A 14002-nucleotide genomic window follows, 5' to 3' on the forward strand; every position below is an offset into this window, starting at 1 on the left:
TCCATTAGATAAATAACACTCGAATGATTGAAATAGCGTAAAGTATTGAAGCAACAGCTAATATCCCTTGGAAGACAAATACGCCAATCCCTACTTGCAAGATAACAAATAATACTAGACCAACAATTCCAATAATAAAGAGTGTTAGGATATTAATGCTAGCCTTTTCATGGATCATTTCTTTTAATGTTGGTACCTTTTCTTTCCCAATCCGGTCCGCGTACTTATGAGTCCACCACAAAAATGGAACAATTTTATATAAATATCCAAGGATACTAAATATTACCCAACTAAAGATATATAGGAATATTAACCATCCCCAAAATATGGAGCTTTTAATATGGTAAAGACTTCCGACAAGTGCGATGAAATGGATAACGAGCCCGTTACCAATTGCGAACAAGGAAAATATGAACGGTTTGTCTAGTTTTTTCTTCATTCTTTTTTTGATAATTTCTTTAACATCTAAAACAAAGAATGTAAATCCTAAGCATAATAAAAACCATCCTATAGTTGGTAAGAAGGTTACTTGTATCCAGAATGATAGGAGCAGCATTATAAGACCAGTTATATAGGTAATAACCATGGGTTTTGCCCACTTCATGGAAAAACCATGTGATAAACTAAACATCGGAACTAATTTATAAGAAAAGCCAAAGATTAATAATGTAAACCATCCTGCTATTCCTAATGCAATATGGGAATAAAGAATAGAAGTGTGATTGATAATTCCACCATAAGCAATATTCCAAGCTAATAAAAGTCCAGCTACAATTGTTAAAAAAAGGCTAATAATGGCAACTAATACTGTGATTGTCATGAGAGACTTTTTCTGTTGCGATAGGATTGTTATTACCATTTGAATAATAAACATGACAACTCCAATAACAGCAAGCATGCCACCATAAATAGCAACACTTGGTTTAAAACTTAGTAGAGTTGAAAAAAATCCAACTCCTAATGCCGTTATTCCAAATTGGATAAAGCCAAATCTTTCATTCCAAATAGGAGTTAAGAAGGCAACGGGGACAAGTTGGTACATTGCTCCCATTGCCACCATTACGGCAAAACCAAGTAGAAGAAAGTGAGCTCCCATCCAAATATCTGGTAATCTAAATTGTCCTATTAACATGTCACTACTGTTCATAAATAAAATGATTTGAGAGCAGGAAAAAGCGAATAATGCGTATACTATGAATGAAATCGGTAGCTTGATATTTGTTGCGGACTTTGGACTAGGATTGGATATCATATTAATCACCAGTCTTTGTTATTGTAATCTTATAGCTACCATCATCCTGCGGTTCTGTTTCATGTAGATAGCCTCGGTCGTCTAATTCTTCGTATAAAAACATTGGGCGACGATCATTGATGATTGCTAACTTTTCTCCGGGATTCATTTTATCAAGGTTTTTTAGTGTTCTCATCATTGGTTGAGGTGGTTCCAATCCTCTATTATCAAGGATTTTCATTAGATAACCTCCTTTTTTGTATAAATAACTTTCCAATGCTTTTTTTCAATTTTTTCTGCTTCATATTCAAAGCCTTTACGACCCAACACTTTGTGTAAAGGAACAGGATTGAAAGGAGCATGTAAAATAAATGCCTGACCGTCCTGAAGCTGTTTAACTGCACTCATTATTTTATCGAAGGGTTCTTTCTTTAAACGAAGATCCTCCCGTACATCTACCTCAATATAATCTTGATGATCCATACTATCACCTCATTATCTATATTTACTTCTATGATAATGATTTTCAATTAGCCCAGATGTGACGTATATCACAGTAAAGTGGATTTATATGGCAAAAAAATGTCTACCATAAGATGGTAGACATTTATTATTAAAAAACGAAAACCCCGGGCTATGCCTGGGGTTCTAAAAAGCTTCTAGCATGGTATTAAAAAAACTGTGTTTTGCAAGTAAAAAGTACATAATAATGCAAAGAAAAATACAGAAGCTTGCCAGCCCTCATTTTAGTGGTTATTTTGTCGTGATAATGCATGTGTAACTCTGTAACTATCTCCAGTAAAACTTAAAATATGTGCGTGATGAATGACTCTATCAACTAATGCAGCTGTTAGCCTGGAATCGACAAAGATTCGATTCCATTGGCTAAATTCCAGATTCGATGTGATGATTAAACTTTTCTGTTCATACCAGTCGGAAATCAACTGAAATAATAACTCAGCCCCTTCTTTGCTGAATGGGATATACCCCATCTCATCAAGAATAATGAGATCTACTTTTTTGAATTTATTTCGAAATTGTTGAAGCTTACCTTCTTTCCATGCTTTTTCTAATGAATCAACTAAATCTGATACACGATAGAAACGGACTTCATACCCGTTTTGGCAGGCCTTACGACCTAACCCTGTAGCCAAAAGTGTCTTCCCAGTGCCGGGAGATCCTGTTAAAATGACATTCTCATGTTGATTTATAAAATGTAATTCACATAGTTCTTTTGCGTCTATATGTGGAGGGAAACGAACTTGTTCACTCCATTGAAATGAATCTAATGTCTTTTTGTTTAGAAAACGGGCTTTTTTGATTAAACGTTCAGCCTTTGCTTCCTCTCGTAACTGGAGTTCCATTTTAAATAGACTTTCTAGATATTGGCTTTGGTCCTCATAAGGAATCGTATTAAATATATCAGCTACATAGGCAAGCCGAAGTGTTTTACATATCCTTTTTAAATCGGTATTCACAGCACACCACTTCCTTCACAAGAAGGGGATTGGAGCGCATCATACTTTGCCCAATCTACATCATAAGGATGAGAATAGGATTCGTTTATTTCTTCTGTTTGTTTATTCATTAACTCATAAAATTGATCATTTATTTCTCCCATTTCATGATTAGCTAGTAAACTAATTAACCATTTCAATCGTTCTTTTCTTATCGTCAAATTATCAATATTAATATATTCATAGATTCGACCCGGTAGATATGGGGAATAACGTGAATAAGTTACAACCCGCGGCTTATATAACCAAGTTTTTAAAATTGATTCCCAAGGTATTTTGCGACCTTTATTCATGTAAGGACGATAATCTGTATGTAAGATTTCACCGTAAGGAGAAATTACTTTAAATTGATCCCAGTACTTTACAACGTGTAATTGACCATAATTATATCCCTTTGGTATATGTATCTTTGTATTATCAATTACTATTTCTCCATACTTGTTTGATTGCGCTGTCTCTTCTTTGAAAATAGGATAATCTTCATCGGGTAAGGCTAAAAGATACTGATGTTCCTCCTCTAATAATTCCTGAATAGAAACATGTTTTTCGTAATGAATACGCTCACGGTCCTTTGTTAAATGTTCCTCAAGTATTTCAGTCAAATGTTCGAGATCATTTATTACAGGTGCAGGTGTTACAAAGTTGTACCGAATATAACCCACTTTATTTTCAACATTTCCTTTCTCGTGACCACTACGTGGGTTACATGCCTGTGGTTCAAAACCATAATGACTTGCAAATTGAAGGAACTCATTTGTAAACGTTGCCTCTTGATCTCGCCCCCTTGGACGAATAACAGCTGCCTTTAAATTATCAATCCGAATTTTCTTAGGTATTCCACCCAGTTGATTAAACATCGCTTTAAGTCCATATAAAAAGCATTCTTGATTTTCACCTGGTAACGGCATACAGTAGGCTGTATTACTATATGGAAGTGTCATAAGAAGACAATGAATATCAATAAACTTCCCATCCTTCACTGCCTCAGTAAGTCCAAAATCAACTTGTGCTTCAGCGGGCGGATGGTCTAAGCGTTCCGAATTCTTATCCCTCTCTTCCTCTATGCGATCTTTACCATTACGCCAATCCGCGATGAAATAACACAGGGTTCGATAAGACCCAGTGAATCCCATTTCTCCAAGGTCATTAAAAATCCCTTTATTAGTTCTTCTAAGTTTTCTTTTTAGCTTTTCATCTTCTATAAGCCAGTCAGAAACTATCTCCCCCCATTTTTCTTCATACATCATTCCACTTTTCTTTTTAATCTTTTCTTCGGGAACATGATCTTCATCTGCATACTTCTTAGCGGTTCTCCAGTTGATACCCAACGTTTTAGATATTTCATTTATTGATAGTGATTTTCTATTTCGTAAAGTTTTGATACAATTAACTTCAGACATTGCTAGCATTCCTTTCAACCTCCACTGCTTTTGCTTAGACACATTAACAGTAGAGAAAGATTGGAGGGCTGGCAAGTCTTTTTTTTATAAAAATAAAAGTGCAATGTTATGTACTTTTACCTTTCATAACTCTGCACTTTTATTTTGCCATACACAAAAACTCTTCCAAGGTGCTAAAATATATTTGGTTCGCCAACCAATATATGAGCATTTGGAGGAGTTTTCATGTCAAAAGACACTAACAGTTTAGCACATACAAGATGGAATTGTAAGTATCACATCGTATTTGCACCAAAGTATAGAAGACAGATTATTTATGGGAAAATAAAAAAAGATATAGGAGAAATCCTAAGAATTCTTTGTGAGAGAAAAGGCGTTGAAATAATTGAGGCAACAGCTTGTAAGGATCATATACATATGCTAGTAAGTATCCCGCCTAAATTAAGTGTGTCAGCTTTTGTAGGATATTTAAAAGGGAAAAGTAGCTTAATGATATTTGATCGACATGCAAACTTAAAATATAAGTATGGGAATAGAAAATTTTGGTGTACAGGATATTATGTAGATACAGTTGGCAGAAATAAGAAAGTAATTGAAGCCTATATTCGAAATCAAATTCAAGATGATATAGTCGCAGAACAGTTAACGATGATGGAATATATTGATCCCTTTACAGGAGAAGAGGTGAAGAAAAAGAAACGAAGATAGGAGTGTGGAAGGCCTTTGAGGTCTGGCCAGTAGAAGTAGTACAAATGGCGAACCATTCAGTAGCCCTTTAGGGTCTGGTCAGTAACAAAGGCTTTCAGCCGCAGAGAAAACCACCCGTTCACACGGGTGGTTTTTATTCGACATTTTTTGTTAAAATTCGGGAAGTGACAGGCACCTCAATACAGGAACCTCAATACGGGCTCGTTTAGTTTATATTACATATCTCAAGTGGGCAATTTTCACATCCAATTTCGTCTTTTAGGTATTCAAGGTCTTTAATGAAGATTTTTCCGGATTTTTCAATTGAAATTACATTTAATCTTCGTAGTTCAACAAGCATTCGGTTTACACTTTCTCTTGATGCTGCACAGAAGTTTGCTAACTCCTGATTTGTAAGAGTTACGTTAATTAATGTACCGGTATCACCTTCAAGGCCATAACTATTTGCTAAACGGATTAAGGTGGAGTATAGTGCACCTTTTTTTCCATTTAATAATAGGTCTCTTATTTTAGATTGAAACTTTCGCAGCTGTGTACTGGTCCATTTCATATACTCAAATGTAAGATTGCCATTAGATACTAACACTTCTTCAAGTTGCTCTTTGTTGACGACGAGTACTTCACCAGATATAAGTACCTTCCCACTTAATAAATACACAGCGTTATCGCTAAATAGCGACAATTCGCCAACGATGTCATCATGATTACATATTCTTAATATTAATTCCTTACCATCAGCAGTTAACTTAGACACTTGAACAAGCCCTGACTTTACGATATATATTTCGTTTGCCTCTAAACCCTCATGGAATAGATAGGCTCCTTTATAAATCTTTCTAGTTGTGCTGATAGAATTTAATAAATCTCTTAATTCATGTGAAATAGGTAAGTTTGTATTGTTTCTAGATCCTAACATTAAACCGGCTAGCATAACAACATCTCCTTTAACAAGGGTGATAAACTCTACCTTTAGTTTACCATTGAACAAGTGATAACTATCATATGACTCGTTACGATATTGTGAAACTTTACACACTTGAATTAATAATTTATTACCAAATTATTCTTGTATGAATTCGGAATTATGCTAATATTTATTTTAGGTAATAAAAGAAGGTCGTTTTCATATTTTTGTTGTTTTTACCATTCTCTGTTGATGGAAACTGTGCGGTAACTAATATCAACTTTCCTCACTCTAATTAGAAGAGAGTGGGTAAAGTGCTATGCTACCGCTCCGGCAGAATACTCCGCTTTCCACGGCCTCAGCCTCTTCTCGGAAAGAGCACCGCTGCGGGGTCTTCGGACACGTGCTATTCCCGTAGGACAAATATTTTCGGTGGGGCGAGTAATCGCAGTCCCAAGGAAGGCTTCGGTAGCAAGACATCGCACGAAGAAAATCGGTTTTTATTTTCGAGGAGTCTCCGTATTCTGCCTACGCTAGTATTGGCTTTCAAATTAAAAATTGTTTTATCACATATTTTCATTTAAAATCACTTTTAATCAAATTAGAGCTATATCAGCTCCGGAAATACCGGAGACTCCTTGAAAAAGAAAAGCACTTTTTCTGCGTGCGATGTTTCACTAAGAAGCTTTCCTTGTCCTATGGGAGGATAGGCATTGGTGAGACCCCGCAGTGCGTAAGCGCGAGGAGGCTCACCAGCCGCCCATGGAATGCGGAGTGTATTTCCGGAGCGGGTACGATGCTCAACCAAAAATTATTAGTTTCTTTACCGCATACTTTATACAAATTGTGTAAATAACAATAATTTACTTGAAAATTACCTAATAGAATCAGGGTGATTAAATGCAAACCAATATATACTTTGTCAGACATGCACATTCAACCTATACTCCAGATGAATTAGGTAGACCACTTTCTAAAAAAGGGATGAAAGATGCTATTAGAGTAGCTGAGTTACTTCAAAATAAATATATTGATGTTGTTTATGCTAGTCCGTACAAACGAGCAGTTCAAACTGTCCTTGGAGTTGCGGAGAATATTGGGGCAAGTATTATTCTGGAGGATGGCTTTAAAGAACGTAGACTTGCTGAGGGTCCTGTTGATGATTTTACGCAAGCAATGGGGAAAGTGTGGCAGGATTATGATTTCCATTATAAAGGCGGAGAATCCAATCACATGGCACAGGAAAGAGGTATGAAATCCTTATTAAAGGTCCTCAAACAACATGAAGGAAAGAATATAGTAATTGGAACCCATGGAAATATTATGGTATTAATGATGAATTACTTTGATCCTTCTTATGGATTCGTGTTTTGGCAGACTCTAGAAATGCCAGATATTTTTATGCTTTCTTTTGATGAAGATAGATTAATAGATGTAAAAAGAATTTGGGAATAGTGGAGGGGATGGTTTGAAGCGAATAACAGTTATTGGATCTGGTGGTTCTGGAAAATCAACTATGGCCAAGAGGTTAGGGTCTATTCTTAACATTGATGTGTATCATCTTGATGCATTATTTTGGAAACCAGGATGGGTTGGCACAAGTAAAGAAGAACAAAGAAAAGTGCAACAAAAACTAGTTAAACAAAATGAGTGGATTTTTGATGGCAACTATGGTGGCACAATGGATATTAGGTTGAACAATGCAGATACCATTATTTTCTTAAATATCTCAAGAATTATTTGTCTCATTCGAATCATAAAGAGGCGTATAATATATCGAAATAAAACTCGACCTGATATGGCCCAGGGGTGTGAAGAGCGACTCGATAAAGAATTTGTCAAATGGGTGTGGAATTATCCTAAGGACAAAAAGCCAGAAATACTTAAAAGGTTGGAAAAAGAAAAAGAAGAGAAGGAAATTATTATACTATCTTCACCGAAGGAAGTGGAGAAGTTTTTAGTCCAATTGGAGGAAAGTATAGATGGAAATTAGACAATACCAACCTACAGATGAACAAGGTTGGCTACGTTGCAGGGTGCTTGCATTTTTAGATACTGCTTATTTTGATAATGTCCTACAGGAAAAAGAACATTATGAAAATCCTTCGATTGAGTTAGTTGCTGTGGAAAATGAAGAGATTGTAGGGTTACTGGATATTGAGTATGAAGTAACTGATGGAGTTGTGTGTTCAAGAGGAACTGGACTGGGAGGGATGATTTGGCATATTGCCGTTCATCCGGATTATCGTCGTAATGGAATTGCATCACAGCTATTAAAAAAAGCAGAAGAAATTGCTATAGATAAAAAATTGAATCGTTTGGAAGCATGGACGAGAGACGATAAATGGGTTAATACATGGTATGAAAGAAGCGGTTTTCAAATGGTGGATTCCTATCTTCATGTTTATATAGAAGGTAACAAGGAATTGGCTGGTTATATCAAAAGCGAATACCCAATGCTATTTCCACTCCAAACATTTGCACATTATGTTGGTGAGGACAAAGATGAAATGAAGCAAAGCTTTAAACGTGTACATGAATGTATTTGTTTCGAGAAGTCATTAATCTAATTGAATAATAAACTGGTGAGGGCTATTTATCGCTAAAAGATATATATAGAATTTAGGAGGAAAATACATGAACTTTATAAAACGGGTGGGGACGACTTATTTACCAGTAAAAAATCCGGAGCTTTCTTCAAAATGGTTCCAAACTATTCTTGGAGCGAGTATTAACTATCTTGATGAACAAAAAGCTATCTTAGATTTTGCTAATCAAAGTTTTTTCCTTGTGAAAGCATCACCAGGTGAGCAATCTGGATTTCTGGATAGCAGTGGAAATGAACACTTCTCACTGACATTTGAGGTTGATGGATTAGGACAATTGAGAGAATTTCATACATATCTAAAACGTAATTCAGTAAAGATAGGTGAAATAGAGGACAGGGGACATCCAGGAAATAATTTTGTTTTTTATGATTTAGATGGAAATAAATTTGATGTTTGGAGTGAATTAAGTAAAAGCTTTAGGTAAACCCATTTGAAATAAAAAAGACCTTCATCACCCGAAGGTCTACTCAATTCATCAATAATTTATCCAAATCCAATATTTCAATTTTCTTTTGTAGCTTTTGTTTAATTAATCCTTTTTCCTCGAGTTCAGCCAATTTACGACTAATTGTTTCAGGAGTAGTTCCTAAATAAGATGCCAGATCCTTTTTACTCATAGGTAATATTATTTCATTTGAATTAGAATCTGGATCCACACTTTCTGCAAGAAAAAGTGCAATGCGAGTTTCTACTGTTTCTGTTGAAAATCTTGTAGTTTGTTTTTCAGATTGTTCCAGTCGATTAGAGAATTCCGTAAGTAGTTTTAAAGCAATTGTTGGGTATTTAGTAAGCAAAGTTTGAAGTTTTTCTCTAGTAATAATACAAATACTTGTATTCACCATTGTTTCTGCATAAGATTCATGTTGAGACTTTTTAAATAAAGCTAATTCCCCAGTATAATCACCAGGATTTAATATACGGACTATCTGTTCTTTACCTGATTCAGATAATCGATAAATCCTGATTCTCCCCTTATTTACGATATAAAGAGAATCAGACTCATCTCCAGCATGATAAATATGTTCGCCTTTTTCATATGAAATTGATCTTGTCATGGACATAATTTCATCCAAATGCTTTGGTTCTAAATGATTGAAAATAGGGACTTGTGAAACGCAAGATAGTATACCACTATGGTGGATACAGGATGTTTGGTTATCCTTCTTCAATATTATCCTCTCCTTATACTGCTCTATATAAGTATAGCAAACTAAATGGATATAGTAGCCTAGAATGGAACTACTCCCGGTTATTTAATTACCATGATAGGTGATTTCAAGTTAAATAAGTCATATCCTCTGCATTTTGAGTTAATCTATAATAGAATATGAGTATAACAATGAAAAAATATGAGTGGGGTGTACCAATGAGTTTTCAGATAACGGATGAGGCAGCAAAATGGTATATAGATGAGATGGGATTAGTAGAAGGAGACTATGTCCAGTTTTTCCTGAAAATATATGGAGGGATCCAAACGGATCATCCTAACTACTTTCTAGGTCTTTCAGTAGGGCAAGATGGTGAGATAGGTGAAAAATTAGTCATCGATGGAATAACATTTTATTTTACTGAGAAAGATGTTTGGTTCTTAAATGAATATGATATGAAAGTTGTTATGGGAAAAGATGAGGTAGAGTATCAATTTACTGAGAAATAGTAGAGAAATAAGAAAGTTTATCATGGACATAATAATTCCTGAAAAGTATTTTTTAGGAGGATGAATGATGTCTGAAGAAAACAAAAATAGGAACCGGGATACTGGTAAGCAGAAGAACCATGGAATAAAATACAATACCGAACCAAAAAGAAATGGGAAACATGACGAAGAATTTGCAAGTGACAGTGAATTTTTAAATATAAATGGTAAAAGGAACAAACGAAATAGAGATAATAGTTAATCGGATGGAGCTTGTTTAATGTCTAAGCAAGCTCCATTATACATAGAAGAGTTATGGATTGTGTGATTATTCACATGAAGATATAATAGGGAAAGAGGAAACGGTAAAGGAGAATACAGCATGAAAATTGGTATTGATAAAATAGGATTTTACACACCGCATATTTTTGTAGATATGGAAAAATTAGCAGTTGCAAGAAATGTAGAACCTGCGAAGTTTACAATAGGAATCGGTCAGAGTCAAATGTCTGTTGCACCTGCTACACAGGACTCAGTAACTTTAGCAGCAAATGCAGCATTAGAAATAATTAATGATGAAGACCGAGAAAAAATCGATTTTGTTATATTTGGTTCAGAATCAGGAATTGATCATTCCAAATCTGGTGCGGTTTATGTCCATCATCTTCTTGGTTTAAATCCAAATGCCCGTGCAGTTGAATTGAAACAAGCTTGTTATGCGGCAACTGCAGGAATACAAATGGCAAAAGGTCATGTCGCTTTAAACCCAGAAAGTAAAGTATTAGTTTTAGGCACAGATATTGCTCGTTATGGTTTGAATACATCTGGTGAATCTACACAAGGTGCTGGTGCAGTGGCCATGATTATAAGTGCAAATCCTCGAATTATGGAGCTAGATAATCAAAATGTTTATTTAACAAATGATATTATGGATTTCTGGCGACCAATATATTCGGACAAGGCTTTTGTTGATGGAAAGTTTTCCAATGAGCAGTATATTTTATTCTTTAATAAAGTATGGGAAGCTTATAAGGATAAATCTGGCCTAGAATTAAAAGATATGGAAGCAATTTGTTATCATCTTCCTTATACGAAGATGGGATTAAAAGCACTGCGTACGGTTCTTGATGATGCACCTGAAGAGGTGAAGGAGCGGTTATTGGAAAATTATCAAATAAGCACAATTTATAACCGTAATGTTGGAAATATATATACTGGTTCATTGTATTTGAGTTTGTTATCCTTGCTTGAAAACAAAGAATTGAAAGATAGTTCTAGAATTGGGATGTTTAGCTACGGTTCAGGTGCAGTCGGGGAGTTCTTCACTGGAATTCTTCAACCAAATTATCGTCAACATTTAAATTTGGAGGGACACCAACAGTTATTTAATTCTCGACAAGAAGTTTCCGTTGAAGAATATGAAAGAATTTTTGAAGAAACTTTACCTGCAGATGGCTCCGATATAGAATTTGATATCTCTAGGGATCCAGCAACAATCGTATTAAGTGGATCATTAGAGAATAAACGCCAATATGTGAATAAGAATCGATAATATACAACTAGATTGATACACAATTGTTTAATCATGGAAAAAATCCGAACTATAATACCAAATTCTACTAATAGAATTCGTATTAGTTCGGATTTTTATTTTAGTTGGGTCTAGTAAGCTATGTGCTTTGTTATTAGAAAAATGTAAATGGACAGTTGATGGAAACTATGCGGTAACTTAACTTAGGATTATGAGTTGAGCATCTAACTCCGCTCCGGAAATACACTCCGCTTTCCGCGGGCGGCTGGTGAGCCTCCTCGTGCTACGCACTGAGGGGTCTCACCTATGCCTATCCTCCCGCAGGAGTCTCCGTGTATTTCCTACGCTGGTAGTGAATTAGAATTATTGTACGTAATTACTGAAAAAATGCGTTACAAACAATCCATAAAGCGGAAACTCTAACTAGCGCAGGCAGAATACGTAGACTCCTACGGGAATAGCACGTGTCCGAAGACCCCGCAGCGGCGTTTTTTCCGCGAGGAGGCTGAGGCCGTGCCCGTGGAAAGCGGAGTATTCTGCCGGAGCGGTAGCATAGCAGTATACCCACTCCACTCAATAAATTTGAGGGGGTAATTTACAGTACTTACCGCACAGTTTATACAAAGTACATACTAAATTCGATTACTTGAAGAGGAAATATTCTACTGTAACCTTCGTCTTTAGGAAGGTACATATTAGGAATCTCCGGTCCTTAAAGAAAATTGGACGACAATACTTATAAAAAATAACTAAACAAAGTTAGGATGATTTTTAATGAAAATTAAACTAGAAATCATTTATAAAACGCCAAAAGGAACAGAAGGAACATTTTCTTCAGATGAAATGAATCCAGAGAAAGCATTGTTACTTGCAGAAGATTTGGAGAGAACGGGACGAATTAAAAGCATGACTTTCTATGATAATCATGACACTACCTGGATGTTAAAAGAGCTGAGGAAATATGTAAATAGTGTAGAGGATGAGCCGCATAATATAGTAGTTTTTTTTGATGGTGGTTTTGATGTTGAAACGAAGAATTCGGGGCTTGGATGTGTGATTTATTATGAACAAGGTGGTAAACAATTTCGTATCCGAAAAAATGCCCTTGTTGAGGAATTAAATACAAACGGGGAGGCAGAATATGCAGCCATGCATCTAGCAGTAACAGAGCTGGAATTTATGGGAGTGCATCACATTCCGGTTATATTTACTGGGGATTCCCAAGGTGTCATCAATCAAATGAATGATGAATGGCCTTGCTATGAAGAAGAATTACTTCGTTGGATAAGTCGAATTGAAAAAAAGATAGATGGATTAGGAATTACACCAGAATATAAATCAATACCAAGGAAAAAGAATCGGGAAGCAGATCACCTTGCAACCCAAGCCCTAAATGGAGTAGACGTATTTAGTAATAGTGAGGTAGGTTAGGGATAAAATGGAAGTACCGTATACTGACCTAAAAGAGCACAGAAAAACAGGATTCACCATTATTTATTTGTTAGATTGAATATAGGAAAGGGAGGGGTGGAATTGGAGAAACTTCAACGTATGATTGATAGCATTGATTACATTGAATCAAATCTAGGTGGGGAACTCAATATCGAGGATATTTCAAAGGCAGCGTATATGTCTAAATTTCATTTTCAGAGAATGTTTAGCATGTTAACTGGTTATACGGTTAGTGAATAAATACGTAATCGTCGTATCACCAAAGCTGCTCAAGAATTAGTAAATACGAATCAAAAAGTTATAGATATCGCCTTAAAGTATGGTTACGAAAGTCCGGAATCATTTACAAAGGCTTTTCGAAGTATTCATGGTGTTACCCCAACTACAGCAAAGAAAAACAGCCAAGTCTTAAAAGTCTATCCTAAGCTTTCTTTCCAAATTCAAATAAAGGGTGATGTGGAAATGGATTACAAGATTGTTGAAAAAGGAGCATTTTCAGTAGTTGGGAAAAGTATTCGAACAACAACAGTTGGAGGAGAAAACAATCGAAAAATTGCCTCGTTCTGGAATGAAGTAAACTCAAATGGATTTGCGGATGAATTAGCGAAAAATTGTGGGCCTCTTGGTTTGCTTGGGATTTGTATGGAATATGATAAAAACCTAGAGAAACTATCTTATTTAATTGCTGCAGAAAAGAATATTGAATCTGTACCACCAGATTGGGAAGAAAAGATAATTCCAGCAGAAACTTGGGCTGTTTTCCCTGTAAGAGGAGCTATGCCAGATGCAATGCCTGGAGTATGGCAACGGATTTTTTCCGAATGGTTCCCTGCTACTGGATATGAACATGCAGGGGGACCGGAAATGGAAGTGTATCTTAGTAATGATGACCCCTCTTCTGAGAATTATTACAGTGAAATCTGGATCCCTATTAAGAAATAGGTATTGAAAAAGCACACGGATCGTGTGCTTTTTGCGTACGGTTGCCTAATTTATAATAATTGAAGAAGGGCA

18 protein-coding genes and 1 pseudogene are annotated in these 14002 nt (G+C 35.7%); 12 read left to right on the plus strand and 7 right to left on the minus strand.

Annotated features, from left to right (window positions below):
* Positions 1 to 4 precede the first annotated feature (4 nt).
* The 5 genes from K332_RS0101255 to istA form a co-directional block, all read right to left on the minus strand.
* Positions 5 to 1252, minus strand: a complete 1248-nt coding sequence (locus K332_RS0101255) for a hypothetical protein (RefSeq protein WP_026905792.1) — start codon at positions 1250 to 1252, stop codon at positions 5 to 7.
* A gap of 1 nt (position 1253) precedes the next feature.
* Positions 1254 to 1472, minus strand: a complete 219-nt coding sequence (locus K332_RS0101260) for a DUF2249 domain-containing protein (RefSeq protein ID WP_026905793.1) — start codon at positions 1470 to 1472, stop codon at positions 1254 to 1256.
* Positions 1472 to 1714 (minus strand): DUF2249 domain-containing protein, encoded by a 243-nt coding sequence (locus tag K332_RS0101265; RefSeq protein WP_026905794.1) that lies wholly within the window; start codon positions 1712 to 1714, stop codon positions 1472 to 1474. The genes K332_RS0101260 and K332_RS0101265 overlap by 1 nt, the downstream gene beginning before the upstream one ends.
* A gap of 263 nt (positions 1715 to 1977) precedes the next feature.
* Positions 1978 to 2709, minus strand: a complete 732-nt coding sequence (gene istB / locus K332_RS0101270; RefSeq protein ID WP_026905795.1) for an IS21-like element helper ATPase IstB — start codon at positions 2707 to 2709, stop codon at positions 1978 to 1980.
* Positions 2706 to 4157: an IS21 family transposase gene (gene istA / locus K332_RS0101275; RefSeq protein ID WP_026905796.1), complete on the minus strand. Its 1452-nt coding sequence runs from the start codon at positions 4155 to 4157 to the stop codon at positions 2706 to 2708. Before istA ends, istB begins: the two co-directional genes overlap by 4 nt.
* Before the next feature lie 216 nt (positions 4158 to 4373).
* Here istA and tnpA point away from each other — a divergent pair, with 216 nt between their 5' ends.
* A complete protein-coding gene (gene tnpA, locus K332_RS0101280; RefSeq protein WP_026905797.1) occupies positions 4374 to 4856 on the plus strand; it encodes an IS200/IS605 family transposase in 483 nt (160 codons plus the stop codon).
* A gap of 205 nt (positions 4857 to 5061) precedes the next feature.
* Here tnpA and K332_RS0101285 read toward each other — a convergent pair whose 3' ends face one another.
* Positions 5062 to 5787, minus strand: coding sequence for a Crp/Fnr family transcriptional regulator (locus K332_RS0101285; protein ID WP_084287611.1), 726 nt, complete (start codon positions 5785 to 5787; stop codon positions 5062 to 5064).
* A gap of 873 nt (positions 5788 to 6660) precedes the next feature.
* Here K332_RS0101285 and K332_RS0101290 point away from each other — a divergent pair.
* The 4 genes from K332_RS0101290 (at position 6661) to K332_RS0101305 (ending at position 8793) form a co-directional block, all read left to right on the plus strand.
* Positions 6661 to 7215 (plus strand): histidine phosphatase family protein, encoded by a 555-nt coding sequence (locus K332_RS0101290; RefSeq protein ID WP_026905799.1) that lies wholly within the window; start codon positions 6661 to 6663, stop codon positions 7213 to 7215.
* Positions 7216 to 7228: 13 nt separating this feature from the next.
* Complete coding sequence (locus tag K332_RS0101295; RefSeq protein ID WP_026905800.1) at positions 7229 to 7753, plus strand: DNA topology modulation protein; 525 nt, start codon at positions 7229 to 7231, stop codon at positions 7751 to 7753.
* Positions 7743 to 8330 carry a GNAT family N-acetyltransferase gene (locus K332_RS0101300; RefSeq protein ID WP_026905801.1) on the plus strand — a complete coding sequence of 196 codons (588 nt, stop codon included), beginning with the start codon at positions 7743 to 7745 and terminating at the stop codon, positions 8328 to 8330. The genes K332_RS0101295 and K332_RS0101300 overlap by 11 nt, the downstream gene beginning before the upstream one ends.
* Positions 8331 to 8397: 67 nt before the next feature.
* Complete coding sequence (locus tag K332_RS0101305; protein ID WP_026905802.1) at positions 8398 to 8793, plus strand: VOC family protein; 396 nt, start codon at positions 8398 to 8400, stop codon at positions 8791 to 8793.
* A gap of 43 nt (positions 8794 to 8836) precedes the next feature.
* Here the strand turns inward: K332_RS0101305 and K332_RS0101310 are convergent, their stop codons facing one another.
* Positions 8837 to 9538: a Crp/Fnr family transcriptional regulator gene (locus tag K332_RS0101310; protein ID WP_026905803.1), complete on the minus strand. Its 702-nt coding sequence runs from the start codon at positions 9536 to 9538 to the stop codon at positions 8837 to 8839.
* A gap of 197 nt (positions 9539 to 9735) precedes the next feature.
* On the opposite strand from K332_RS0101310, the gene K332_RS0101315 reads away from it, so the two are divergent.
* From K332_RS0101315 to K332_RS24780, 7 genes and pseudogenes are all read left to right on the plus strand, one after another.
* Positions 9736 to 10026: a HesB/YadR/YfhF family protein gene (locus K332_RS0101315; protein WP_026905804.1), complete on the plus strand. Its 291-nt coding sequence runs from the start codon at positions 9736 to 9738 to the stop codon at positions 10024 to 10026.
* Between the two features lie 67 nt (positions 10027 to 10093).
* Positions 10094 to 10267, plus strand: a complete 174-nt coding sequence (locus K332_RS24140) for a hypothetical protein (protein ID WP_169727342.1) — start codon at positions 10094 to 10096, stop codon at positions 10265 to 10267.
* A 120-nt stretch (positions 10268 to 10387) separates the two neighbouring features.
* Entirely contained in the window at positions 10388 to 11557 is a 1170-nt protein-coding gene (locus tag K332_RS0101325; protein ID WP_026905805.1) for a hydroxymethylglutaryl-CoA synthase, read from the plus strand.
* A 753-nt stretch (positions 11558 to 12310) separates the two neighbouring features.
* Entirely contained in the window at positions 12311 to 12967 is a 657-nt protein-coding gene (locus K332_RS0101330) for a reverse transcriptase-like protein (RefSeq protein WP_026905806.1), read from the plus strand.
* A gap of 102 nt (positions 12968 to 13069) precedes the next feature.
* A complete protein-coding gene (locus tag K332_RS24770; RefSeq protein ID WP_342665441.1) occupies positions 13070 to 13228 on the plus strand; it encodes an AraC family transcriptional regulator in 159 nt (52 codons plus the stop codon).
* Positions 13229 to 13372: pseudogene (locus K332_RS24775) on the plus strand (helix-turn-helix transcriptional regulator); the annotation flags it as partial.
* Positions 13373 to 13450: 78 nt separating this feature from the next.
* Positions 13451 to 13930 carry a GyrI-like domain-containing protein gene (locus K332_RS24780; RefSeq protein WP_342665442.1) on the plus strand — a complete coding sequence of 160 codons (480 nt, stop codon included), beginning with the start codon at positions 13451 to 13453 and terminating at the stop codon, positions 13928 to 13930.
* The last annotated feature ends 72 nt before the right edge of the window (positions 13931 to 14002 follow it).

Source organism: Paucisalibacillus globulus DSM 18846 (assembly GCF_000482485.1).
In the GTDB taxonomy this organism is placed as follows: Bacteria; Bacillota; Bacilli; order Bacillales; family Amphibacillaceae; genus Ornithinibacillus; species Ornithinibacillus globulus.

What these genes read in the sequence shown, in the direction of transcription:
- K332_RS0101330 (WP_026905806.1), top strand. Translation starts at nt 12,311, where the DNA reads ATGAAAATTAAACTAGAAATCATTTATAAAACGCCAAAAGGAACAGAA.
- K332_RS0101300 (WP_026905801.1), top strand. Translation starts at nt 7,743, where the DNA reads ATGGAAATTAGACAATACCAACCTACAGATGAACAAGGTTGGCTACGT.
- istA (WP_026905796.1), bottom strand. Translation starts at nt 4,157, where the DNA reads ATGCTAGCAATGTCTGAAGTTAATTGTATCAAAACTTTACGAAATAGA.
- K332_RS0101265 (WP_026905794.1), bottom strand. Translation starts at nt 1,714, where the DNA reads ATGGATCATCAAGATTATATTGAGGTAGATGTACGGGAGGATCTTCGT.
- K332_RS0101315 (WP_026905804.1), top strand. Translation starts at nt 9,736, where the DNA reads ATGAGTTTTCAGATAACGGATGAGGCAGCAAAATGGTATATAGATGAG.
- K332_RS0101255 (WP_026905792.1), bottom strand. Translation starts at nt 1,252, where the DNA reads ATGATATCCAATCCTAGTCCAAAGTCCGCAACAAATATCAAGCTACCG.
- K332_RS0101325 (WP_026905805.1), top strand. Translation starts at nt 10,388, where the DNA reads ATGAAAATTGGTATTGATAAAATAGGATTTTACACACCGCATATTTTT.
- tnpA (WP_026905797.1), top strand. Translation starts at nt 4,374, where the DNA reads ATGTCAAAAGACACTAACAGTTTAGCACATACAAGATGGAATTGTAAG.
- K332_RS24780 (WP_342665442.1), top strand. Translation starts at nt 13,451, where the DNA reads ATGGATTACAAGATTGTTGAAAAAGGAGCATTTTCAGTAGTTGGGAAA.
- K332_RS0101285 (WP_084287611.1), bottom strand. Translation starts at nt 5,787, where the DNA reads ATGCTAGCCGGTTTAATGTTAGGATCTAGAAACAATACAAACTTACCT.
- K332_RS0101260 (WP_026905793.1), bottom strand. Translation starts at nt 1,472, where the DNA reads ATGAAAATCCTTGATAATAGAGGATTGGAACCACCTCAACCAATGATG.
- K332_RS0101290 (WP_026905799.1), top strand. Translation starts at nt 6,661, where the DNA reads ATGCAAACCAATATATACTTTGTCAGACATGCACATTCAACCTATACT.
- K332_RS0101305 (WP_026905802.1), top strand. Translation starts at nt 8,398, where the DNA reads ATGAACTTTATAAAACGGGTGGGGACGACTTATTTACCAGTAAAAAAT.
- K332_RS24140 (WP_169727342.1), top strand. Translation starts at nt 10,094, where the DNA reads ATGTCTGAAGAAAACAAAAATAGGAACCGGGATACTGGTAAGCAGAAG.